Here is a 23,200-nt window from a genome sequence, read left to right as displayed (position 1 = left end):
AATCATTCCTATATTTGCAACAGAAAATTTAAATATAAAAACAGAAAAATTATGTCTTTAGTAGGAAAAAAATTCCCGAATCTAACAATCGATGCGATGTCTGAAATGGGTGATGATTTAAGAATCAACATTTTTGAACAAACGACTAAAAATCAGGAGAAAGTTATCTTATTCTGGTATCCAAAAGATTTCACTTTTGTTTGCCCTACAGAGCTTCATGCTTTTCAGGATGCTTTAGGTGAATTCGAAAAAAGAAACACTAAAGTAATCGGAGCTTCATGTGATACTAACGAAGTACACTTTGCATGGTTGAACACTGCAAAAGATAATGGAGGTATCGAAGGTGTAACTTACCCTCTTTTAGCTGATACTCACAGACAATTAGCAAACATCTTAGGAATTGTAGATCAGGATTTCGAATACGATGAAGAAGGAAATGAAAGCTTTACAGGTTCTAATGTAACTTACAGAGCAACATATCTTATCGACGAAACAGGAAAAATCTTCCATGAGTCTGTAAACGATATGCCACTTGGAAGAAACGTGAAAGAATATTTAAGACTAATAGATGCTTATACTCACGTTCAAAAGCATGGAGAAGTTTGTCCTGCAAACTGGGAAGAAGGTAAAGAGGCTATGAAAGCTGACAGAAATTCAACCGCTGAATATTTAGCTAAAAACTAAAAATAATAATGGGGTTTGAATTTTCAGACCCCATTTTTTTTAAATTAAAATCACAACAATTATGTACACAGAGTTAACAGAAGATACATTACAGAATATAGTAAACGATAATGAAAAAGTAGTCGTTCAATACGGTGCTACATGGTGCGGAAACTGCAGAATTATGAAACCAAAGTTCAAAAAACTGGCTTCTGAAAATGAAGCAATTCCATTTCTTTATGTAGACGCTGAGAAATTACCTGAAAGCAGAAAATTGGCTAAAGTAGATAATCTTCCTACGTTTGCAATCTTTAAAAACGGAGCGCTTGTTAACCAGGTTCAATCCAATCAGGCAGAAAGTTTAATTAACCTTTTCAACGAATTATAATTATGAAGTTACCCGTAATCAGACAATTTTATCAGAATCAGACCCCTGAAAACCTGGAAAAGACCCTTGAAGTATTGGAAAGCTTCAGTGAATTCAGAGGAACAAGTGAAGAAGATTTAAATGTAGCAGGAGAGCTTATTACCAATATCTGTGGAGCGTTAGAAGTTCATGCTAATGTTCAGAACGGAATGAGCGAAAAAGATGCTTTAAACTCTTTTGCACAAAAGGTATTAGGATCTATAGATAAATAGTTTTAATTTATTTTAAAATTAAAAGATTAAAGTATTTAAAGATTAGATAACCTGATGTCTAAATACTAAAAATCCCGATGATAATACATCAGGATTTTTTTAGTTTACAGCCTTTGACAATATCAATCACGCTGTTTAATAATAAAAACCGTCCCTGCCGGATCTGTGATCCAATGCATATTATCAGGGATTTTTTCAAATTCATCACATGTTTCTACATGATGATTCTTGAGATGAGATATCGCTGCCGGCACATCAGGCACATTAAGCTCAAGCCATGTTTCGGAATGGGTATAATTATCCACACAATCAAGCCACACTGTATTCCCGCCAAACTTCACTTCGTGAGTTCTTGATACTGTAGGGTTGTCGATAGGCTTCTCTTCAATCTCCATTTTGAGAATATCTTTATAAAAAGAGATCGTTTGTTCGTATTTGTTTTTAGGAATTTTTATGGCAATATTAACTCCTCCTTCAAATTTTGTTTCCATAATTAAGTTTTGGTATTAAGTTGTTGCACCCAAAATACAAAAAAATAGACATCCTGCATTTTTTAAGACTTTGATATACTAAAAGATCCCGATGTTATGCATCGGGATCTTTCGAATATATTGTGTTGATTATTTAGCTTCTTCTGCTCATCAGGATGCTTAAAACATACCAGAATAAAAGCATGATTGAAGCGAAAAGTTGAAGAGCGGCACCTACATATTGATCTGTAGCATAAGAATCTTTAAGTTTACTTGTCTGGTATAGAATAGTTGCAGAAGCAAGAATCACCATACCTACAGAAAACCAAAGTCCAAGATTGAACCCGAAAATCATTCCGGCTACAATAAGGCCAATTGCTATAAATCCACCGATCACAATGATGTTTCTCAGGAATGAAAAGTCCCTTTTGGAGGTAAATGCTACGGCCGATATACCAGCAAACATAGCAATGGTTAACATAGCCGCCTGAAAAATAACATTAGGCCCAGAGTATATCATTGCAATATAAATCAAAGGCAGGAAAATAACAGCTTCCAATAAAACATAAAATCCAAGCCCTAAATATTGTGTTGATTTGCTTTGCGACAACGACCATTTGGCTGCCAAAACGGAAGCAAGCCAGAAAACACCGATAATCAATAACCACGCATACTTCTGAGCAAACATCATAAAAATCAGCTCCTGTGGAACTGTTTTCAATAAGATCGTTTCAACTCCAATAAAAGCAAGGATCGAAAGCGCAACATGCAAATAGGTTTTTTTGTAAAAAGCAGCCTTCTCTACATCCGTAGACTGTGCTACTAAAACGTCTTTAATCATAATTTATATTTTCTTTAAATATAATGAATTTATTTATTTTTCTCGACAGGTTTTACTCCAATAATCCTGCCATCTTCCTCAAATAAAACAGTAATGAGATCTTTTGGCAAAGGGGACTTATCATCAGAATATTTATACTGAATAAAAGGATAGCTTATTCCATCCATCAACGTCTGATGACCTGATTTAAAGACTTCAGCTTTTTTCTCCAGCTGAATCCCGTCTTTAAGCTTCTGCAATACCTTATCAGTCACGATGGTCTTTACCTTTTCAGAAAGTAAACCATCGATTGTTGCACGATCAGCAGAAGTTTTCAGAGCCTGTATAAATGCAAAATACTTTTCATTATATAATGCAATTTTATCCTTATCAAGCTCTACTGTTGATTCCTTTCTGTTATCATTTTGAATTTTTAAGCCTACAACTTTTTGTGAAAATAAAAATGACGCGGTAAAGAGGCTTATGGTAAAAAGCAATTTTTTCATACTATGAGATTTGGTGGCTTAAAGTTAGACTATTTCCAGGAACTTCATGGTATCCACATTATCTGCATATGTATTCAGTCCCGGATTCTGGGCTTCTCCAAAACGAATAGAGTCTAATCCTAATTCATCTTTAGCCACAATACATTGGATATTTTCTTCATTTTCCGCAATAAAATTTCTCACTTCATCCATTGAAGAATACCTGCTGAAATTGATAGCAGAAAGAGGACTGAACAATTTATCGTCTTCTTTTAACATCACAAAATTATTATCCCAGAACTTATCCTGGTTCAATAGATAAATTGCGCGGTTATAATCATAATTATTAGCATACTTATGATGATTGATGATATCTTTATGATCGATAAAACTTTCAAAAAGCCTGTCGATCAGGAAATCTTCAGGAATTAAAATCCTCGTGACATTTCTGCAACCTAATCCGAAATATTGGAAAATATCATTCGCGAGAAGCTTAAGCTCTTCTTCTGTTTCATCTCCTTTCAGAACAGCAACCGATGTCCTGTTTTTACGAATGATATTCAGATGATTTTTAAAGTAGTATTCCAGGTACCTCGCGGTATTATTGCTTCCTGTAGCAATTACAGCATCAAAATTGTCTAATCTTTCAACAAATTCGTACTCCACGTTATTATCAGAAAATTCCCTCCATTTTTTTAATAAAAAAGGAATTATATATTGATCTTTTGACGATAATTTGATCACCGGAATATGATTACTTAATACAACAGAGATCACATCGTGCCAACCTACAAGAGGAATATTTCCCGCCAGGATAAGCCCTACCCGCTTTGAAGTTTCAGATGCAGAATAGTCTTTAAGCCAATCCTTTATATTCGTTTCGGTAAGCAATTCAGCCCATTGCCGGAAAGCAAATTTCTGATTATCAATAGTAAACCACGGATTCTCTATTTCCGACTTTCTCAACAATAATTCAAATTCAGAATCACTTTCGTTGAACTCCTCCGTACTTTTTGCTAAATACGCTCTTATATAATCACTTAATTTAATAAGTCCTAAAACTTGATTTTCGATATTCATAATTACTGCAAAATTGGGGAATATTTTGTAATTTTGTGCAAATTTAAAAAAATTAGCGATGGCTATTAAAATAACTGATGAATGCATTAATTGCGGAGCCTGTGAACCGGAATGCCCGAATAATGCAATATATGAAGGAGCCGTAGACTGGAAAGCTTCCGAAGGTACTGAGTTAAGTGGTACTGTAACATTGCCATCAGGATTAACGGTAGATGCGGATGCACCTCAGGAACCTGTAAGTGATGATGTTTATTTTATTGTTACTGATAAATGTACAGAGTGTAAAGGATTCCACGAAGAACCACAATGTGCTGCAGTTTGTCCTGTAGATTGCTGTGTTCCGGATGAAGATCATGTAGAATCCGAAGAAGCACTACTAAATAAAAAAGCGTTCTTACACGGTGAATAAAAAATGCCGTCTCATCAATTATGAGACGGCTTTTTAATTATAATTTCTATAAATCTATTAAGAATATAAAGTGAAACCACAGGTTCTAAAAACACCTGTACAACCAAAAAAATAAAAATATGAGCAAAAAGCACAATTTCAGCGCAGGACCATGTATCTTACCAGAAGAGGTATTTCAAAAATCAGCAGAAGCTATTCTTGATTTCAACGGTATCGGGTTATCTATCCTTGAAATTTCTCACAGAAGTAAGGATTTTGTTGCGGTGATGGACGAAGCACGTGCCATTGTAAAAAGGCTGATGAGCCTGGGTGATGATTATGAAGTATTATATTTAGGTGGTGGTGCTAGCTTACAGTTTGCAATGGTTCCATACAACCTTATGAAAGTAGGTGGTAAAGCTGCTTACCTGGATACAGGAACTTGGGCTGCCGGAGCTATAAAGGAAGCTAAAAAAGTAGGAACTGTAGATGTTGTAGGTTCTTCAAAAGAGGAAAATTACTCTTTCATTCCAAAAGACTATACTGTTTCTTCAGATTATGATTACTTCCATTGCACATCCAACAATACTATTTATGGAACTCAGATGAAATCGTTTCCCGAAGTGGATACATTGATGGTTTGCGATATGAGCTCAGATATTTTTTCAAGACAACTGGATTTTACTAAATTCGATTTAATCTATGCCGGAGCTCAGAAAAATATGGGACCTGCAGGTGTAACACTGGTTGTTGTAAAAAAAGAAATCCTGGGAAAAACAGGAAGAGAAAACATGCCTTCTTATTTTGATTATGAACAACATATCAGTAAGGAATCAATGTATAATACACCACCGGTTTTCCCGGTATATGCGTCTTTATTAACACTTCAGTATCTTGAAAGAAACGGAGGAATTGCAGCAGCAGAAAAAAGAAATGAGGCTAAAGCTAAACTTCTTTACGATGAAATAGATAACAATCCTTTGTTTGAAACGTTCTGTGTAAAAGAGGATCGTTCACTAATGAATGTTTCTTTTAGATTAGTCGATGAGTCTAAAAAAGAAGCTTTTGATAATGCATGGAAAGCAGCAGGAATCAATGGGTTAAACGGACACCGAAGCCTTGGAGGTTACAGAGCAAGTCTATACAATGCCTTGCCTATTGAAAGTGTTCAGGTTCTTGTTGATGTCATGAAATCCATTAAGTAATTGAGGCATTAAAAAATTGAAGAATTGAAAGATTATAATGCTAATTATAATTTTATTAATTTGCGAACCAATTTTAAATATTTAAATTTTTCAAATCTTTAGATTTTTAAATAAAAGAAAGTATGAAAGTTTTAGCTAACGATGGAATTTCCAAAGCAGGAGAACTCGCTTTAAAAGAAGCTGGAATTGAAATTCTGAACAACCGTGTTGCGCAGGATCATGTCATCAATTTTATTAACGAAAATAATGTTGATGTTCTGCTGGTAAGAAGTGCCACCAAAGTGAAACAGGATCTTATTGATGCCTGCCCGGGTTTGAAGATTATTGGAAGAGGCGGGATCGGAATGGATAATATTGACGTAGAATATGCCAAAATCAAAGGAATACAAATCATCAATACCCCTACGGCTTCTTCTAAGTCCGTAGCCGAGCTGGTATTTGCTCATTTCTTTTCCTTAGCAAGGTTTCTTCACGAATCCAACAGATTAATGCCTTTGGAAGGAGAAACTCATTTTGATGCAATGAAAAAGTCATTCAGCAATGCCTATGAGCTTTCGGGAAAGACATTAGGCGTGATTGGTTTTGGAAGTATTGGTCAGGAAGTAGTGAAAATGGGAATTGCATTAGGAATGAAGGTGAAGGTATTGACGAGAAAACCTAAAACAAAGACCCTTTCGTTATCTTTTTTTGACGGACAAACCCTGGATTTTGAAATTACATCTACCAACGATTCTGATTCTTTCTATAAGGACACTGATTTTATAAGTATCAATACTCCTAAAACCAATGAATATATTATAGACACCGATCAGTTCGAGAAAATGAAAGATGGTGTTTATATCGTAAATACTGCAAGAGGTGGGGTAATCAATGAAGTTTCCCTTCTTGATTTCATTGAATCCGGAAAAGTGGCGGGAGCTGCACTGGATGTTTTTGAAAATGAACCTACTCCTGAACTGATCTTACTGATGAATCCATCTTTGTCTCTTTCTCCTCATGTAGGAGGCAATACAGTGGATGCCCAGGAAAAGATCGGGGTAGAACTTGCAGAACAAATTATTAAGCTACAAAAAGAAACTATAAAATAAATATGCCTGTTTTTAAACCATTTCGCGGAATTAGACCTCATAAAGATCTTGAGCAAACTTTTCCTACCCATCCATTAGACAATTTCACCCAAGAGGAAATTGCAGAAAAAGCTCAGGTTGAAAATACTTACATCAATATGATAAAGCCCTATGTTGTAAGTAAATCAAAAGATATTGACCGGAACCTAAGGAAGATCCGTTCTACGTTTGAAGAACTTCTGGAAGAGAAAAAACTCGTTCAGGACAGTTCTGCATACTATCTTTATGAACAGATCTACCCCAACAAACAGGTTTTCAGAGGATTACTTGGTCTAACAAGTCTTGAAGATTTTTGGAACGGAAAAATCAAAAGACATGAAAGTACCATCCCTCAGAAGAAGGAAAAGCTGGCACACTATCTTGAAAAAGTAAACTTACAGGCAGAACCGGTACTTCTTACCTACCCTGCCAATTCCAAAGTGGAGCTTCTTATGAACCATGAGGAGAAAAACGTGCCGATCTTCAACCACGTTGACTCTAAAGGGATCAGACACAAAATCTGGAGAATAGACAACCGTCTTAAATTACAGCAATTCAAAGAGGTCATTGAGCAAATAGATTCTTTTTATATTGCCGACGGTCACCACAGAATTGGTTCCACAGCATTGAATGCAAAGCATCAGAAAGATAAAAATAAAAGACACAATGGTACAGAAGCCTATAATTTCGTATTCAGCTTTATCGTGTCCAATCAGTCCATTAAGATCCATGATTACAACAGAATTGTAAGTGATATTAATGACTTATCTGCTGACGATTTCTTAAAACAGCTTGAACATTATTTCCTGATTCACGAAAAAGAAGAAACCCCATACTACCCTTCTCAGAAATTCCATATTTCGATGTATCTCGACGGTAAATTTTATTCGCTGCACGTGAAGCATGACCTTCGTTCCCAGGAAATGTCATTGGATAACCTTGACCACCATTTATTGGACAAATACATCTTTAAAAACATATTGAAGATAGAAGATCCTGATAGTTCAGATAAAATTTCCTATGTAAAGGGAACTTCCAATCTTGAAGGTATCACTATTCTAAAAGAGAAAATAGACAACGGTGAAGGACGAGTAGGTTTTGGAATTTATCCGGTAAGTTTTAACGATATGATTAAAATTTCAGATCTTAAATTGAGTATGCCTCCAAAATGTACATTTATTGAACCGAAATTGGTTACAGCACTCTTAATGTACGACATGAAACCTTAAATTATTTCCTTTTTTTTCCTACTTTTATACACGGAAAAGAAAAGGTAAATCAAAAAATGAAAAAAATATTCATTATCATACTTCCACTCTTTTTGAGTGGATTTTTATTTTCTCAAAAAAAACTCAAAAAAAGCCTCAGAAAAAATTAACCACAGCCAAATTCAACTACGCAGATGAATTTAAACAGATCTCTGATGAAATCTTAATCAATGGTACTGCCTACGAGAATTTAGGAGAATTAACTAAAGGTATAGGTCCTCGTTTCAGTGCTACACAGGGTTATACAAAAGCTACGGAATGGGCGGAAAAAAAACTGAAAGAAGCTGGTGCCGAAAATATATGGAAGCAGGAAGTTAAAGTACCAGTCTGGATCAGGGGAAAGGAGTCTTTACAGATAAAAACCAACAATGGAGAGTGGAAGAATATCAGAATGCTTTCTTTCGGAAACTCTGAAGGAACAGGCGGTAAAGACCTTACAGCAGATATTTTGCTTGTGAATGATATTCCGGAACTCAATGCTCTTACTTCAGCTCAGGTAAAGGATAAAATCATTTTTGTGAACTCTCCCATTGACCAGAAGATCATTAATACTGTAGATTCCTATCTTATTTCTGCAAAATCTAAATTGCTCTCCGCTTCTGTAATTGGCAAGAAAGGGGCGAAAGGCCTGATCATCCGATCTCTCACTACAGCATCTGATGATGTTCCCCACGCCAAAATGATCTATTATGAACCCGATGACAGGGTAAAAATACCTGCAGTAACCATAGGTGCAAAATCAGCCAATGAGCTTGAAATGCTGTTAAAAAAACAGACTGTCAAGGCAAAGCTCAATATGTCTGCAGAATCAAAAGGAGAAACGATCAATCATAATATCATCGGAGAAATTCCGGGAAAGAAAGATTCTAAGGTAATCCTTTTAGGAGCACAGCTGGATTCATGGGATTTTGCAGAAGGAGCTCATGATGACGGCACAGGAGTCGTACAGTGCCTCGAAGTATTAAGAGCAATTAAAGCTTTAGGAATTGATAACAACCACACCATAAGAGTTGTCCTGTACGCCAATAGTGAAAACGGTGGCCAGGGAAGAGAAGGCTACGCTGCTTATGTTAAAAAGAAAGATGAAAAACACATTTTTGCTTTAGGTACGGATTCGGGAGGCTACTCTCCAAGAGGGTTTTCATTGGATATGGCTCCACAGCGAAGAAGACTGATATTTGATTGGAAAAACTATTTTCTCCCTTATGGAGTGTATGATTTCGATCAAACCTACGCTATACAAGACATTTCACCATTAAAAAAACTGGATATCCCACTTGCGGAATTAGTCGTAGATACTCAGCGTTATTTTGACTACCACCACTCTTCCGAAGATACTTTTGATAAAGTAAACAAAAGAGAGCTTCTCCTGGGAGCTGTCGCTATGACACAAATGATTTTTATGATTGATAAAAATTGGTAATATGAAAAAATTAATAGGAACCACTTTAGCTCTCTTAAGCATAGCAACATGTGCTCAGGCCCAGGGAGATTCAATACAATTCAGTAAAATTTCGACGGAAATTCTAAATAATGGAAAAGGATATGAAGAACTCAGAGATCTAACACAAAATATAGGAAATCGTTTAAGTGGTTCGGAAGCCTACGAAAAGTCGGTACAATGGGCAGCGAAAGAACTTCGCAATGCCGGGGCAGATAAAGTATGGCTGCAGGAAGTTATGATTCCAGTCTGGAAAAGGGGAAAAGAGTCTTTATATATAAAAGCCGGTTCAGGAAAGCCCCAAAGCCTCAAAATGCTTTCTTTGGGAAACTCTGAAGGAACAGGAGGAAAAGATGTTTCCGGAGAAATCGTTATGGTCAAATCATTGGAAGAATACGAGCAGCTTCCGGCTGAAAAAGTAAAAGGTAAGATCGTTTTCTTTAACCATCCTTTTGATCAGAATTATGTACAGACTTTCATAGCTTACAGGGATGCCGGTGCTTACAGACGCTCTGCGGCCGCACTTACCGCAAAGAAAGGGGGTAAATTTGCAATCGTCCGTTCTTTGTCTTCTGCATTGGACGATGTTCCGCATACCGGAGGCATGAAATATGAGGATAATATTGAAAAGATTCCCGCAGTTTGTATAGGAAATACAACTGCAGATCAACTGGAAGAACTTTTAAAAACCCAGAAAGTGATTGCAACACTCAATTCTAACTGTGGGATGAAGGGAGAAAAACTCTCTCACTCTGTTATCGGGGAGATTACCGGTAAAAAAGACCAAAACGTAATTGTTGTAGGTGGCCATCTGGATTCCTGGGATGTGGGCCAAGGTGCTCATGATGATGGAGCCGGAATCGTACAGAGTATAGAAGTCTTAAGGACATTTAAAAAATTAGGAATTCAAAATAATCATACCATAAGAGCAGTTTGTTTTGCGAATGAAGAAAATGGAACCAAAGGAGGCAAACAATATGGAAAAACTGCAAAAGAGACCAATGAGAAACACCTTTTTGCAATAGAGTCTGATGCAGGAGGATTTAGCCCAAGAGGAATATCCTTAGAAATGGATGATATTAAAAGAAAACAGATCCAGGGTTGGGTTAATTTGTTTTTACCCTATGGCGTTTATAATTTTGATGGAAAATATTCAGGATCCGACATCGCCCCTCTCCATGAGATGGGAGTACCTACAGCTGAGCTGGTTCCCGATCCTCAAAGGTATTTTGACATCCACCATACGGAAGAAGATACTTTTGAGAAGGTAAATCGCAGGGAACTGCTTCTGGGATCCGTAGTAATGACACAACTTATTTATATGATTGATAAAAACTGGTAGACATGAAAAAAATAGTAAGCACCTCTTTATTCCTTTTAAGTATGACCTTGTTTGGTCAGGTAAAAGTAAAAGAAGATTCAATACAATTCAGTACAATATCCAAAGAGATCCTTAACAACGGAAAAGGATATACAGAGCTAAGAGACCTGACCAAAAACATTGGCCATCGTTTAAGTGGCTCGGTGGCTTATGAAAAAGCAGTTCAGTGGGCAGCGCAGAAGCTGCGTGATGCCGGAGCTGATAAGGTATGGCTTCAGGAAGTTACCATTCCTGTCTGGGAACGAGGAAAAGAATCTTTAAAGATCACAGCAAACAGTGGCCGATGGAAGACCCTTAAAATGCTTTCTTTAGGAAATTCTGAAGGTACGGGCGGAAAAGATGTTTCCGGAGAAGTCATTATGGTAAAATCCATGGAAGAATACGATCGTCTTCCTGCTGAGAAAGTAAAAGACAAGATCGTGTTTTTTAATTACCCTTTCAGCCAATCGTTTATAGAAACTTTCAGAGGTTATGGGGATGCTGCTAAGTATAGAGTAACTGCCGCAGCTTTAACGGCTAAGAAAGGGGGCAGATTTGCCATTATCCGTTCTCTTTCATCAGCTTTTGACGATATTCCTCACACGGGTGCTATGCGATACGAAGATAATGTAGACAAAGTACCGGCTGTTGCAATCGGAAATACAACAGCGGATGAACTGGAACAACTTTTAAAAACCCAAAAGGTACTGGCTACTTTGAATTCCAACTGTGGAATGAAAGGAGAAAAGCTCTCCCACTCTGTTATCGGGGAAATAACAGGTAAAAAAGATAAAAGCGTAATTGTTGTCGGTGGACATTTGGATTCCTGGGATGTGGGCGAAGGCGCTCATGATGACGGAGCCGGAATTGTACAGAGTATAGAAGTTTTGAGAACATTTAAAAAATTAGGTATTCAAAACAACCATACAATCCGTGTAGTATGTTTCGCCAACGAAGAAAACGGATTAAAAGGTGGCTTACAATATGGAAAAACCGCTAAAGACACCAATGAAAAGCACCTTTTTGCTATAGAATCCGATGCTGGAGGTTTCAGTCCAAGAGGAGTTGCTCTGGAGATGGATGATGCAAAAAGAAATCAGATCAAAGGCTGGGCTCCATTATTCCTCCCTTATGGAGTTTATAATTTTGAAGGAAAATACTCCGGAGCTGATATTTCTCCCCTTCATGCTATGGGAGTACCTACAGCAGAATTGGTTCCGGATTCTCAGCGGTATTTTGATATTCATCATACCCATGAAGATACTTTCGAAAAAGTAAACCGGAGAGAATTGCTGCTGGGAGCGGTAACAATGACCCAACTTATTTATATGATCGATAAGAACTGGTAATATATAAAAAAACCGCCGTACGGCGGTTTTTTTATTTTATGTACTATTGGAAGTTTTCATTATTTACCGTAACGAAAAACCAGGCTATTTGATTAGTTATCGAAATATTTCAGGTAGACTGTTTGTACCTATTTTAGAAATTCTTTTTTATCAACTCTCAGATCCATAATATTACCGGCTCTTTTTACTCTGATTCCAATAGTTTTATAGTCCCTCTCCACCCGATTCATCATATAATGGCAAGCAGATTCTTTATTCAAATGATCCAGATCCACATCATTTATACTTAAGATTGAATCACCAATTTCCAAAGAGGAACTTTCTCCTTTAAATATAAATGCAACAACCGGCTTGGCATCAATAAAACGGTATCCAAAACCAAAAGATTCCAGTGTTGGCGGATCATTTTTAATCTTCTTCATGTAAATCTTTTTATTCTGCCAGTCCATTATAAATGCAAAGTCTTTGAAAAAATCATTTCCTATTAATCTTGAATTTCCGGTCATGACCATTTCATTATCAAAGATTCTGTTTCCTAAACCTAATGCGGGCATTTTAAAAATAAATCCTGAGACCGGCTTTCCTGCTCCAAAGGCCCCCACAGAACTAATTCCATAAGTTTCAACATATTGTTTTATCTTTTTTTGATCATAATCACTTTCTAAAATCTTAAGCCTTCCTGTAAATCCGGTATCAAAAGTAAGCCTGATGTTTTTATCTAAAATTTTAGTTTCCACGACCGGTGTTTTCTGATTTTGTGAATCAAAGGGGACTACAGTTTCATAATCATCGAACTTAAAGTTCGAAAGATCTTTTGTCGCTTCAAGCAAATTCTCAGAATAATTCACTTTCCAGAAAAGTTTTGCCATCTGATTAGCACCAATAATACCATCAATTTTAAAACAGCCAAGCTCAGAACCATTCAGGTCCATTACAATAGCACCTATATTTTTAAAAACCACATTATCAACAGTCATTTCCGGTAATTTTGTGAAAATCTGTTCCTGCTTATTTTTCTGGGAATCCTTTACTTTACTGGTATGCTCTTTCTGCAGATTGAGCTCAGTATAAATGGTATTGGAAATAACGGTAGGGGCACCGGAATCAAACAAAAAATTATACAATTTCCCGTTAATGTTCACCTTTACAAGTGGTAAATCATTAATAAAATTCAGATTAATTCTCTCAACAGGCTGTGTCAATTGTACTTCTCCACTTTCAAAGAATCGCTTTCCCTGAGCTGAAATCATTATTAAAATAAAAAGGAAAAATAGGGAGAATACTTGCTTCATTAAATTATTTTGAGCTAAAATAGTAATTTTACCGTTGATCACGAAATAAAAACACGATCCTGCTCATATAGTTCTACATGGACTTATCTTGCTAAAAAAGTTGGTTTCCCATCCTTAAATTAATTGTATTTTTATCCCAATAAAAAAAGCCGACTAAAAAGCCGGCTTTTCCTATAATGGTATTTGAATTATTTCACTTTTACAAGCTCAACATCGAAAACTAACCATGCATTTGGTGGAATAACACCTCCTGCCCCTCTTTCTCCATAACCCATTGCAGGCGGGATCAATAAGGTAGCTGTTTCACCTTCTTTCAGTAACAGGATTCCTTCATCCCATCCTTTGATTACTCTACCCATTCCGATTGGAATTTCGATCGGCTCATTTCTTTTAAAAGAAGAATCGAATTCACTACCGTCTACCAATTTACCTGCATAGTGTACAGATACATTGTCTCCTGATTTCGGAGCTTTTCCATCCGTAGTCTTCGTAATTTTATAATATAATCCGGATTCAGTTTTCTGCATTCCCGCTTTAAGGTTTTCTATCATCTTCTCCTGATTAGCCTTAAATTCTTCTTCTTTTTTCTTTCTCTCAGCTTCTTCTTTTGCTAAATAAGCCTTGTTGTTTTCCTGAATCTTAGCTTTTCCTTCATTGAAAGTTTTAGCCGGATCATAATTCTTATATTCATCCCCTTTACTGAAAACATTCACCTTCTCTAAAACAACATCTGTTTTAGGTTTATCCTGAGGTCCTTTTTCAACATTAGCGATGGCATCAATTACCTCTTCTCCTTTTACTACTTTTCCGAAGATTGTGTGTTTTCCATCCAACCAAGGAGTAGCTACTTCTGTAATGAAAAACTGAGATCCGTTTGAATTAGGTCCTGAGTTAGCCATTGATAAAATACCTTTTCCTGTATGGCGAAGGTCGTTTCTCTCATCTTCGAATTTATATCCTGGATCTCCCATTCCGGTTCCCTGAGGATCTCCCCCCTGGATCATGAAATCCTTGATCACTCTATGGAAAATAGTTCCATCATAAAAAGGAACTCCTTTAGCTTTAGATTTGTTATCAATTTTCCCTTCTGCAAGACCAACAAAGTTGGCTACAGTAACAGGCGATTTTTTGTCTTCAAACTTTACAATAAGGTTTCCTTTTGAAGTTTGAAGATTAGCATAAAGTCCGTCTTTAAGACCTTCGTAAGTTTCTTTGTCTACGTTCATTTTTTTATAAATTGGTGTACAACTCATCAGCGATATACTTGCCGCTGCCAGAATTATATTCTTGTTAAACAATTTCATTTATTGAGCTTTTAATTTTATGATTAATGGGATGTCGTTATCTATTTTTTTTTCGTCTCCATAAGTACCATACGCCAGAGAAGATGGAACCAAAATCGTAACTTCCTCACCATCATGTATAAAACGCAAAGCATTTTCTACCGCTTTTAATTCATCAAAGTGCCCGAATTTGGCATCTCTTCTTTCAACAGGCTGATCATAGATCTTGGTCTGATCAAAATCATAAAGATCATAAGAATAAGAGATCAGGGAATTATCCGGTCTCCTCTCTCTTGTATCAAAACCTTCAGCATTGACCCAATAGTTGAGTTGGGTAGGATAAAATTTCACCGGCTGATTTTTGATCCACTCCTGAATATGCATTCTTTCCGAAGCGTTAAGGTTTTTCATCCTTGCTTTCGAAATATCCAGATCTTTCTGGCTCAAAACCCCACCCAATGGCGGATGAGCCTGTGAATTCCTGTTACAGCTCAGCAATCCCAATACTGATATGAAGAGTAATTTTTTCATAAACTTTTGCGAAAATAAGCATTTCACAGGATATAATAAACAAAAAAAGCCAAGAATATCTTGGCTTTTATATAATTTTCAAAGTAGAAATTAAACGGTTTCCAACACATTTTTTTCTACTAACACTCTCCATCCGAACGAATCATCCGAAAGATTCGTCTGTATGCTTACCAAATCATTTTTAAGGATTGCTGCAAAGCTTTCTTCATCAGATAATTTTGGTAAATCCAGTTTTTCACCCTGGTATCCTAATGCCTGGAAAATAGTTGTAACAACAGCAGTTCCAACCCCCCAAACTTCTTTCAATGTACCATTCTTCTGCGCTTCAATTACAGCTTTTACAGGTATTGGCTCCACTTTCACTTCAATTCCTCTTTTTTTAGCCAATTGAATGAAACTGTCTCTTGTAACTCCGTCCAGGATCTTTTCTGAAGTAGGAGGAGTAAATACAGTATCGTTGATTCTTACGAAAACGTTCATTGTTCCGCTTTCCTCAAAATATTCGTGAGTAGCATCATCCGTCCAGATGATCTGATCATATCCTTCTTCTATTGCCAACTGAGTAGGATAAAATGATGCAGCATAATTTCCTGCAGCTTTTGCAGATCCTACACCTCCGTTAGCAGCTCTTGAATAATGATCGGAAATTTTTACTGAAACAGGTTCAGTATAATAACTTTTTGCAGGTGTTGCAACAATTGCAAACATATATTTTTCTGCTACTCTTGCTTTTAAAGCTTCTTCAGTAGCAAAAATCAAAGGTCTAATGTACAAAGACATTCCTTCTCCCTGAGGGATCCAGTTTCTATCGATATCTACCAATGCTTTCAGACCATCTAAAAACATTTCTTCCGTTACCTCAGGCATTGCAAGACGCTTAGCCGATTTATTGATACGTTCAAAATTCTTTTCAGGCCTGAATAGGAAAACCTGTCCCTCCTGATCTTTATAAGCTTTCATTCCTTCGAAACAAGCTTGTCCGTAATTTACCCCCATCATTGCAGGTGTAAAGGCTAAAGGCCCATAAGGCACCAATTTTACGTCCCCCCACTTTCCATTCTCATACTCACATATTACCATATGGTCTATGAAAGTATTCCCAAAAGAAAAATTATTTGGGTCGAATGATGAAAGTCTGGAATTCTCAGTTTTTTGAATTATCATTTCTAAAATTTTTTATGATGTTCTACAAATTTAACATAATTTTCTAAATATAAAAATTTTAGACTAAATTTGACAAAAAAATAGGGTGAAACGAGAGATAAAGACCACAAACGACGGAAGCAAAACACTGTTTATCAATGAATTAAATGAAAACTACCATTCTCATCACGGAGCATTACAAGAAGCCGAACACGTGTTTATCAAAAATGGACTAATTTTGATAAATGATTGCGAAATTAATATTTTAGAACTCGGTTTCGGGACAGGTTTGAATGTTTTGGTTACAATTAATGAATATTTAAAAACTGATAAAAATCATGTCATCAACTATTTTTCTCTGGAAAAATATCCCATAAATGAATCGGAAATTAAAGATTTGGCCTATTTTGAACTTTTTGATAACATTGAATTCAAAGAAATTTATCATAAAATTCATGCTGCAGAATGGGAAAAATCAGTGGAAATAGTTAAAAATTTTAATTTAAAAAAAATAAAATGTGATTTTTTTGAATTAAAAATATTGATTTACCTAAAATAAACCTTGTATACTACGATTGTTTTGGTGCGCGCGTACAACCTGATCTATGGGAAAAACCATTATTTGAGATGGTTTCAGACAAAATGAATGTGAACGGATTATTAACAACCTACTCTTCCAAAGGAAGTGTCCGAAGAATCCTTCAGGAACTTAATTTTACTGTAGAGAAGAAACAAGGTCCGCCAGGGAAAAGGGAAATGCTGAATGCCATAAAGAGAGGGTGATCAATAGAAAATCGAAAGTCTGAGGTTTTGTAATATAAGAATTGCGGGTCAGAGGTTCAGGATTTACAACATCTGAGATCTTATGACGCACCTTTCATTTTTCAGCTTTCAACTTTCAATTCACTTCTTTTTTTCACAAATTTCCTTAATTTAGCTATACAAAATATATATATGATAGATAAGATCAACGTCAGAGTATATGCCTGTGCGATAAAGGAAAAAAAAGTACTTACCTTATTTGAAGAATATGCCGGAGACCAGCTTGTAAAATTTCCGGGAGGAGGTTTGGAGTACGGAGAAGGATTACTGGAATGTCTCCACCGGGAGTTTGATGAAGAGCTCAATGTAAAAATAGATATCGTGGAACACTTCTATACACAAGAAGATTTTTTAGTATCCCGTTTCAGAGAAAATGAACAACTCCTTACCATATATTATATAGTTAATATTATCAACGAAGAAGATTTCCTTATTCTGGATCCTTGTATAGAAAAAACGGAATGGATTGATATCAACAGACCGGACAATCCATTTCCTTTACCCATTGATCAAATAGTATTTGATAAACTGAAAGAAAAATACCTGTAATTACTTACAGGTATTATTTTTTTATTTTAAAATCACCGGCTCCCGGATATGGCTGAAGATAGCCAGAATTCCAGTTGGATTGTAATAGTGATTCTATGAATTCATCTGTTCTGTTTCTATGAGGGTCATATTGATCTTTAAGATCGATACTGGCCATTTTACCTTTAACATTCCACCAGAAAGCACTCCACCCTCCCCTTAGTTCTTTAATAATCTCATAAACATTCTTTCCTGTCGCCCTGTTCATAAGCTTGGCAAAAACCTGACCTTCTGTTGTTGTAAGATCGCGTAACTGCTTTTCGTACTGATCAGCCAGGATATTCTGACGGTCCCTTACATATTTTCTTTTTGCCTTACTGTCGAGATTGGTCATTTCTTTCTGAATATCCCTGTACTGTTGTAAAGCTGCTACAAATAAAGGATATACCCTGTATAGTTTTTTATTTAGAAAATAATAATAATTCCTGTCCAGCTGGTTATTGAATTTAGGTTTGTTGAGAAGGACAAGTTCATCCATCACAACAACTGTCTCTCCATTTATTTCATAGAATTTGGCTTTCTGTCTTTCATCATAGTAATATTTATTTCCAAATTCATCTACTTTTAACTCCTCCGGAGGGTATTGGCTCAGGGGTTTAGCAATAATAGAATCCGTTTGTCCAAAAACACCAATCCCAAAAAGAAAAGAAAAAGACAAAAAATCTTGCTAAAATTCATTATTTTTACGCGTATTAGAGCTAATATTGAACGCAAAAATCATTCCTTTTTATGAAATTTGAAAAGAAATCTTTAAAATTTTTAGAAAAATACCTAAATACATCATCTCCGACGGGTTACGAGCACAAAGGACAGGAAGTCTGGATGGATTATATCAGACCTTATGTAGACAAAATTGAAGTTGATCACTATGGAACCTGCTATGGAATTATCAATCCTGAAGCTGAATTCAAGGTAGTCATTGAAGCGCATGCTGATGAGATCTCGTGGTATGTGAATTATATTACGGACGACGGATTAATTTATGTAATAAGAAACGGAGGTTCCGACCAAACGATAGCTCCTTCAAAAGTAGTTCATATCCATGGAGAAAACGGGATTGTAAAGGGTGTGTTCGGATGGCCTGCAATTCACACCCGCAGCAATAATCAAAATGAGCCTACTCCTAAAATTGAAAATATCTTCATCGATTGTGGAGCAACTTCTAAAAAAGAAGTTGAAGAAATGGGTATCTATGTAGGATGTATGATTACTTATCCTGACGAATTCTTCGAAATGAATAATCGCTATTTCGTGTGCAGGGCTTTAGATAACAGAATCGGTGGATTTATGATTGCAGAAGTAGCCAGATTATTAAAAGAAAATAAAAAAACAATTCCTTTCGGGCTGTACATTACAAATTCTGTTCAGGAAGAAGTAGGCTTGTACGGTGCAGATATGATTGCCGATACTATAAAGCCTAACATCGCCATCGTGACAGATGTAACACATGATACAACCACTCCTATGATCGAGAAGAAAAAAGAAGGTGATCAGAAGTGTGGTAACGGGCCGGTGATTTTCTTTGCTCCAAGTGTGCATCATACCATCAGGGAACTGATTATAGATACTGCAAAAACAAAGAAAATCCCATTCCAAAGAGCTGCAGCCAGCAGATCTACAGGAACGGATACTGATGCATTTGCCCATTCTAATGGTGGTGTTCCCAGTGCATTGATTTCATTACCTTTGCGGTATATGCACACAACAGTAGAAATGGTTTCAAAAGAAGATGTAGGAAACGTGATCTCCCTGATCTATGAAACTATTTTAAAGATCCAGCCGGAAATGAAATTGAAATACCATTAATAAAGACATCAGATAAAAGATGTCAGATGTCAGACTTTAAAAAAAACAGGTCTGATATCTGGTGTCTGGCATCTGATATCTTTAATAAATCTAATATAAAAGTAAAAATGAAAACTAAGCTAATTGCTCCTTCCCTTTTATCAGCAGACTTCGGGAATCTGCAAAGAGATATTGAAATGTTGAACAATTCTCAGGCAGACTGGTTCCATATTGACGTGATGGATGGGAGATTTGTACCGAACATTTCATTTGGTTTTCCTGTAATGAAAACGGTTCAGAAGCATGCCAAAAAATTTGTTGATGTTCATTTAATGATCGTTGAACCGGAAAAATATGTTGAGGAATTTATTGACCACGGAGCAGATTTGATTTCTGTACATTATGAAGCTTGCACGCACCTGCACAGAACGATCCACCTTATTCAGAGCAGAGGCGCTAAGGCAGGAGTTGTACTGAATCCTTCCACTCCGGTTCTAATGCTGGAAGATATCATAGCAGATGTAGATCTGGTATTGTTGATGAGTGTAAACCCAGGATTTGGGGGACAAAAATTTATTGAGAACACCTATAAGAAGATTGCTGAGACCAAAGACCTGATCTTAACCAATAATTCCACTGCTCTTATTGAAGTGGATGGTGGTGTTAACCTGGATAATGCATCGAAATTATTCGAAGCAGGCGCAGATGTTCTGGTGGCAGGAAATGCTGTTTTCTCTTCTGAAAATCCTGAGAGAACAATTGAGCTGTTAAAAATTTAAGTAACGTCTCATTATTGAACCTATATAAAAAGGCAGCCCTTCAGGCTGCCTTAATTCGTTGAAAATCTGAGCTTACGATGGTTATTAGTTTCAGTCATTCAGACTTTAGCTTAGATTTTCGTTGTTCTATGCTTGTGTAAAGATGCTAATAAAACACAATACCGTGCATCCGTAAAAATACGGAATTTGCATTAAGTACTAATACTGAACATTATTCCGTTTTAGCCCATATACAGGCACAAATAACCAGAACAATACTGATGGTAGAACATATTGACCTGATGTTATTGAGAAGGTTCCATCTGTTTTCAAAAGCTTCACGCACTTTTTTTAATGCTTCGGCAGTAGCATCTCCGATATTAAACTGATCCAATTGATCATTCATAGGTACATTACCTACCACGGTAACCCCGAAAACGCCAACCAGATAAATTATTGTAGCCAATAAAAGCAAAAGAAAAGCCGGATGCTGCCCTCTGAATATATAAGTACAAATAGGAAGCATCGCTGCCGTTCCCATAAAACTCAGGAAGAAGACAGGATTGAGAATTTCACGGTTTATAGACTGCATTGCTTTCAGGTACTCCATGTCGGATAGTTTCCCTAATCCCAGTACAACCGAGCAGGAATAAGCATAAAATAATCCTGCAATAAGGGCTGTAAGTGTTCCAGTAATGATCAGAATAAGTGTTGTCATTTTCATGTCTTTTGTTTTGGTGATTATCATTTTGTTTATTTTATAAAATTAGCTTTATTCTGAATACAATCACTCACAAAATGAATATGCGCTCCAACTAGGAAATTAAAGAAGACTTTTGTTATTTTAGTACACAAAAATATAAGCATGAGAAATAAGTGGATCATTGCCTTTTTGTTCGGAACTTTGGTTGCAGGAAATAGCAATGCACAAAATAAGCCCAACCCGAAAAAAATGGAATGGTTTCAGGATGCAAAACTGGGGATCTTTATTCACTGGGGAATCTATTCGGTAGATGGAATTTCGGAATCCTGGTCTTTTTTTAATAACTACATTAACCATGAAAATTATATGAAGCAGCTGAATGGATTTTCTGCTGCGAAATATAATCCAGCCTACTGGACAAAACTTATTAAAAATTCGGGGGCACAATATTCCGTAATCACTACAAAGCACCATGATGGGGTTTCTCTCTGGAACTCTCAGGCTGAAAAAGCGACTACTATTGCAAAAAATTCAATAGCCCGAAAAGATGTTCTCTCACCCTTTATTGACGAACTTAAAAAATCAGGGTTAAAAACTGGTCTTTATTATTCTCTGCCGGACTGGAGCCATCCTTATTATGATATCAACACCAGAACAAAGAAGAGATATGAAATTAAGAATGATCCAGGACGATGGCAAAACTTCATCCAATATTATCAGTCACAACTCAATGATCTGTCAGACCGTTACCACCCCGATCTTTTATGGTTTGATGGCGATTGGGAACATACTTCTGAGGAATGGCAGGCATCAAAAACTTTAGACAATTTAAAAAAATATAATCCAGATATTATTATCAATTCAAGGTTAACCAATCATGGAGATTACGAAACTCCGGAGCAAGGAATCCCGGTCATCAGCCCTCAAAGTGAATACTGGGAATTATGTTACACCATGAATGATTCATGGGGATACCAACCTTTTGATCACCATTATAAAACTCCTAATATGATTATCAGAACATTGGCAGATGTAATCAGTATGGGTGGTAATTTACTTCTGGATATCGGTCCTAAAGCAGATGGAACCATTCCGGAAGAGCAAGTAAAAATCCTCCAAAACCTGGGACGCTGGACCTCTAAATATCCTGAGGCTATATATGGAACACGCAGGGGCTTGCCTTTTGAAAACTACAAAGGAAAATCTGCAATATCTAAAGATCATAAAAAACTGTTTCTGTATCTTGAGGAAGCTAAAAATTTCACAAAAATCTATGGGTTAAAATCCTTCCCGGTTTCTGCAGAAGTTCTTAGTGATCCCAATGCAAAGGTAAATATGGTAACCGATCCTGCCGGAAACCTGACTTTACATTTTTCTAATGTACAATTTGATCATGATGTGACTGTTATTGAGCTTACTTTTAATAAGGAAATTCAGTTTAAAGCCCCCCATAAAGGAGATATTCCATCTTTAAAACAACTCACTGATCATTCCGATACTTCTGCCGCTGTCTATGAAATTGCTGAACAGCTTCATAATGGCAATAATCTCCTGGACCATTCCGGACTTACCGCAGATGGGATGGATATGAGCATTCCAAAGACTTCAAAAACGAATGCGAAAACTTTGTCATGGATCAGCGATCATGCCGAAGCTCTTTTTGAAACCGGCAAAGGATTACCGGATGGGCATTATGCGGGTATGAGTGCCCTTTCAAAAGATAAACAAACTCTTTATCTTTTTGTAGAAGGAATTCCCACGGGGCCGGTTGCTTTAAAAGGAATTAAAAATGGCATTTCAAGAATTCGTATTGTTGGGGATGGTTCCATGATCGACCATACTGTTTACAATAAATTGTACTGGAGTGACCGGCCTGGAATTATCTATATTGACATTCCAAAAGAAAGGCTGGATAAAGAAATGACAGTCATTGCTATACTTCTGGATAAACCATTGGAATTATACCGTGAAAAAGTAGGTGCTATAGAAAGTAATTTATAGGATCTGAGATTACATCATAT

At 36.4% G+C, this 23,200-nt stretch carries 24 protein-coding genes and 1 pseudogene; 15 read left to right on the top strand and 10 right to left on the bottom strand.

Going from position 1 to position 23,200, the window contains the following annotated elements:
- Positions 1–51: 51 nt before the first annotated feature.
- The 3 genes from MTQ00_RS03845 (at position 52) to MTQ00_RS03835 (ending at position 1,302) form a co-directional block, all read left to right on the top strand.
- Positions 52–684, top strand: a complete 633-nt coding sequence (locus MTQ00_RS03845; RefSeq protein WP_172283316.1) for a peroxiredoxin — start codon at positions 52–54, stop codon at positions 682–684.
- 61 nt (positions 685–745) lie between these two features.
- Positions 746–1,051, top strand: coding sequence for a thioredoxin family protein (locus MTQ00_RS03840; protein ID WP_172283318.1), 306 nt, complete (start codon positions 746–748; stop codon positions 1,049–1,051).
- A gap of 2 nt (positions 1,052–1,053) precedes the next feature.
- Complete coding sequence (locus MTQ00_RS03835) at positions 1,054–1,302, top strand: DUF6952 family protein (protein ID WP_027375263.1); 249 nt, start codon at positions 1,054–1,056, stop codon at positions 1,300–1,302.
- 122 nt (positions 1,303–1,424) lie between these two features.
- On the opposite strand, the gene MTQ00_RS03830 is transcribed toward MTQ00_RS03835, so the two are convergent.
- From MTQ00_RS03830 to MTQ00_RS03815, 4 genes are all read right to left on the bottom strand, one after another.
- The gene (locus MTQ00_RS03830; protein WP_172283320.1) at positions 1,425–1,793 is read right to left on the bottom strand and encodes a hypothetical protein; all 369 of its coding nucleotides are present in this window, start codon (positions 1,791–1,793) and stop codon (positions 1,425–1,427) included.
- A 133-nt stretch (positions 1,794–1,926) separates the two neighbouring features.
- Positions 1,927–2,613, bottom strand: a complete 687-nt coding sequence (locus MTQ00_RS03825) for a Bax inhibitor-1/YccA family protein (protein ID WP_273647802.1) — start codon at positions 2,611–2,613, stop codon at positions 1,927–1,929.
- Between the two features lie 29 nt (positions 2,614–2,642).
- Positions 2,643–3,098 (bottom strand): peptidylprolyl isomerase, encoded by a 456-nt coding sequence (locus tag MTQ00_RS03820; protein ID WP_273647801.1) that lies wholly within the window; start codon positions 3,096–3,098, stop codon positions 2,643–2,645.
- A 24-nt stretch (positions 3,099–3,122) separates the two neighbouring features.
- Positions 3,123–4,157 carry an acyl-CoA reductase gene (locus tag MTQ00_RS03815; protein ID WP_273647800.1) on the bottom strand — a complete coding sequence of 345 codons (1,035 nt, stop codon included), beginning with the start codon at positions 4,155–4,157 and terminating at the stop codon, positions 3,123–3,125.
- Between the two features lie 58 nt (positions 4,158–4,215).
- Between MTQ00_RS03815 and MTQ00_RS03810 the strand changes: the two genes are divergently transcribed.
- The 7 genes from MTQ00_RS03810 to MTQ00_RS03780 all read left to right on the top strand — a co-directional run bounded on the left by MTQ00_RS03810 (position 4,216) and on the right by MTQ00_RS03780 (position 12,274).
- Positions 4,216–4,566, top strand: coding sequence for a 4Fe-4S binding protein (locus tag MTQ00_RS03810; protein ID WP_048510542.1), 351 nt, complete (start codon positions 4,216–4,218; stop codon positions 4,564–4,566).
- Positions 4,567–4,685: 119 nt separating this feature from the next.
- Positions 4,686–5,750, top strand: coding sequence for a 3-phosphoserine/phosphohydroxythreonine transaminase (gene serC, locus MTQ00_RS03805; protein WP_273647799.1), 1,065 nt, complete (start codon positions 4,686–4,688; stop codon positions 5,748–5,750).
- A 122-nt stretch (positions 5,751–5,872) separates the two neighbouring features.
- Positions 5,873–6,838, top strand: coding sequence for a D-2-hydroxyacid dehydrogenase (locus MTQ00_RS03800; RefSeq protein ID WP_172283336.1), 966 nt, complete (start codon positions 5,873–5,875; stop codon positions 6,836–6,838).
- A 2-nt stretch (positions 6,839–6,840) separates the two neighbouring features.
- Positions 6,841–8,085, top strand: coding sequence for a DUF1015 domain-containing protein (locus MTQ00_RS03795; RefSeq protein ID WP_273647798.1), 1,245 nt, complete (start codon positions 6,841–6,843; stop codon positions 8,083–8,085).
- 430 nt (positions 8,086–8,515) lie between these two features.
- The gene (locus tag MTQ00_RS03790; protein ID WP_273647797.1) at positions 8,516–9,547 is read left to right on the top strand and encodes a M28 family peptidase; all 1,032 of its coding nucleotides are present in this window, start codon (positions 8,516–8,518) and stop codon (positions 9,545–9,547) included.
- A 1-nt stretch (position 9,548) separates the two neighbouring features.
- A complete protein-coding gene (locus MTQ00_RS03785; RefSeq protein WP_273647796.1) occupies positions 9,549–10,907 on the top strand; it encodes a M20/M25/M40 family metallo-hydrolase in 1,359 nt (452 codons plus the stop codon).
- Between the two features lie 2 nt (positions 10,908–10,909).
- On the top strand, positions 10,910–12,274 hold the full coding sequence (locus MTQ00_RS03780) for a M28 family peptidase (protein ID WP_172283343.1): 1,365 nt from the start codon (positions 10,910–10,912) through the stop codon (positions 12,272–12,274).
- A 128-nt stretch (positions 12,275–12,402) separates the two neighbouring features.
- Here MTQ00_RS03780 and MTQ00_RS03775 read toward each other — a convergent pair whose 3' ends face one another.
- From MTQ00_RS03775 to MTQ00_RS03760, 4 genes are all read right to left on the bottom strand, one after another.
- Complete coding sequence (locus tag MTQ00_RS03775; RefSeq protein ID WP_273647795.1) at positions 12,403–13,566, bottom strand: retropepsin-like aspartic protease; 1,164 nt, start codon at positions 13,564–13,566, stop codon at positions 12,403–12,405.
- 188 nt (positions 13,567–13,754) lie between these two features.
- Entirely contained in the window at positions 13,755–14,792 is a 1,038-nt protein-coding gene (locus MTQ00_RS03770) for a peptidylprolyl isomerase (protein WP_172283516.1), read from the bottom strand.
- Between the two features lie 78 nt (positions 14,793–14,870).
- On the bottom strand, positions 14,871–15,380 hold the full coding sequence (locus MTQ00_RS03765; RefSeq protein ID WP_172283347.1) for a hypothetical protein: 510 nt from the start codon (positions 15,378–15,380) through the stop codon (positions 14,871–14,873).
- A gap of 90 nt (positions 15,381–15,470) precedes the next feature.
- Positions 15,471–16,544: a branched-chain amino acid aminotransferase gene (locus MTQ00_RS03760; RefSeq protein ID WP_172283349.1), complete on the bottom strand. Its 1,074-nt coding sequence runs from the start codon at positions 16,542–16,544 to the stop codon at positions 15,471–15,473.
- Between the two features lie 85 nt (positions 16,545–16,629).
- Between MTQ00_RS03760 and mnmD the strand changes: the two are divergent.
- Positions 16,630–17,306: pseudogene (mnmD, locus tag MTQ00_RS03755) on the top strand (tRNA (5-methylaminomethyl-2-thiouridine)(34)-methyltransferase MnmD).
- Between the two features lie 171 nt (positions 17,307–17,477).
- Positions 17,478–17,894, top strand: coding sequence for an NUDIX domain-containing protein (locus tag MTQ00_RS03750; RefSeq protein WP_172283353.1), 417 nt, complete (start codon positions 17,478–17,480; stop codon positions 17,892–17,894).
- Positions 17,895–17,907: 13 nt separating this feature from the next.
- Here MTQ00_RS03750 and MTQ00_RS03745 read toward each other — a convergent pair whose 3' ends face one another.
- Positions 17,908–18,591 carry a DUF4294 domain-containing protein gene (locus tag MTQ00_RS03745; RefSeq protein ID WP_442868041.1) on the bottom strand — a complete coding sequence of 228 codons (684 nt, stop codon included), beginning with the start codon at positions 18,589–18,591 and terminating at the stop codon, positions 17,908–17,910.
- Positions 18,592–18,662: 71 nt separating this feature from the next.
- Between MTQ00_RS03745 and chrP the strand changes: the two genes are divergently transcribed.
- Together chrP and rpe are read left to right on the top strand one after the other, a co-directional pair.
- Positions 18,663–19,739 (top strand): chryseobasin maturation metalloprotease ChrP, encoded by a 1,077-nt coding sequence (gene chrP / locus MTQ00_RS03740; RefSeq protein ID WP_172283357.1) that lies wholly within the window; start codon positions 18,663–18,665, stop codon positions 19,737–19,739.
- A gap of 107 nt (positions 19,740–19,846) precedes the next feature.
- The gene (rpe, locus tag MTQ00_RS03735) at positions 19,847–20,497 is read left to right on the top strand and encodes a ribulose-phosphate 3-epimerase (protein WP_172283359.1); all 651 of its coding nucleotides are present in this window, start codon (positions 19,847–19,849) and stop codon (positions 20,495–20,497) included.
- Positions 20,498–20,708: 211 nt separating this feature from the next.
- Here rpe and chrI read toward each other — a convergent pair whose 3' ends face one another.
- Complete coding sequence (chrI, locus tag MTQ00_RS03730) at positions 20,709–21,224, bottom strand: chryseobasin maturation helper ChrI (protein WP_273647794.1); 516 nt, start codon at positions 21,222–21,224, stop codon at positions 20,709–20,711.
- A 117-nt stretch (positions 21,225–21,341) separates the two neighbouring features.
- On the opposite strand from chrI, the gene MTQ00_RS03725 reads away from it, so the two are divergent.
- Positions 21,342–23,180, top strand: a complete 1,839-nt coding sequence (locus MTQ00_RS03725) for an alpha-L-fucosidase (RefSeq protein WP_273647793.1) — start codon at positions 21,342–21,344, stop codon at positions 23,178–23,180.
- The last annotated feature ends 20 nt before the right edge of the window (positions 23,181–23,200 follow it).

Origin of the sequence: Chryseobacterium sp. B21-037 (assembly GCF_028570785.1) — a bacterium.
Lineage (GTDB): Bacteria > Bacteroidota > Bacteroidia > Flavobacteriales > Weeksellaceae > Chryseobacterium > Chryseobacterium proteolyticum.
This window is presented reverse-complemented; position numbering and strand designations above follow the sequence as displayed.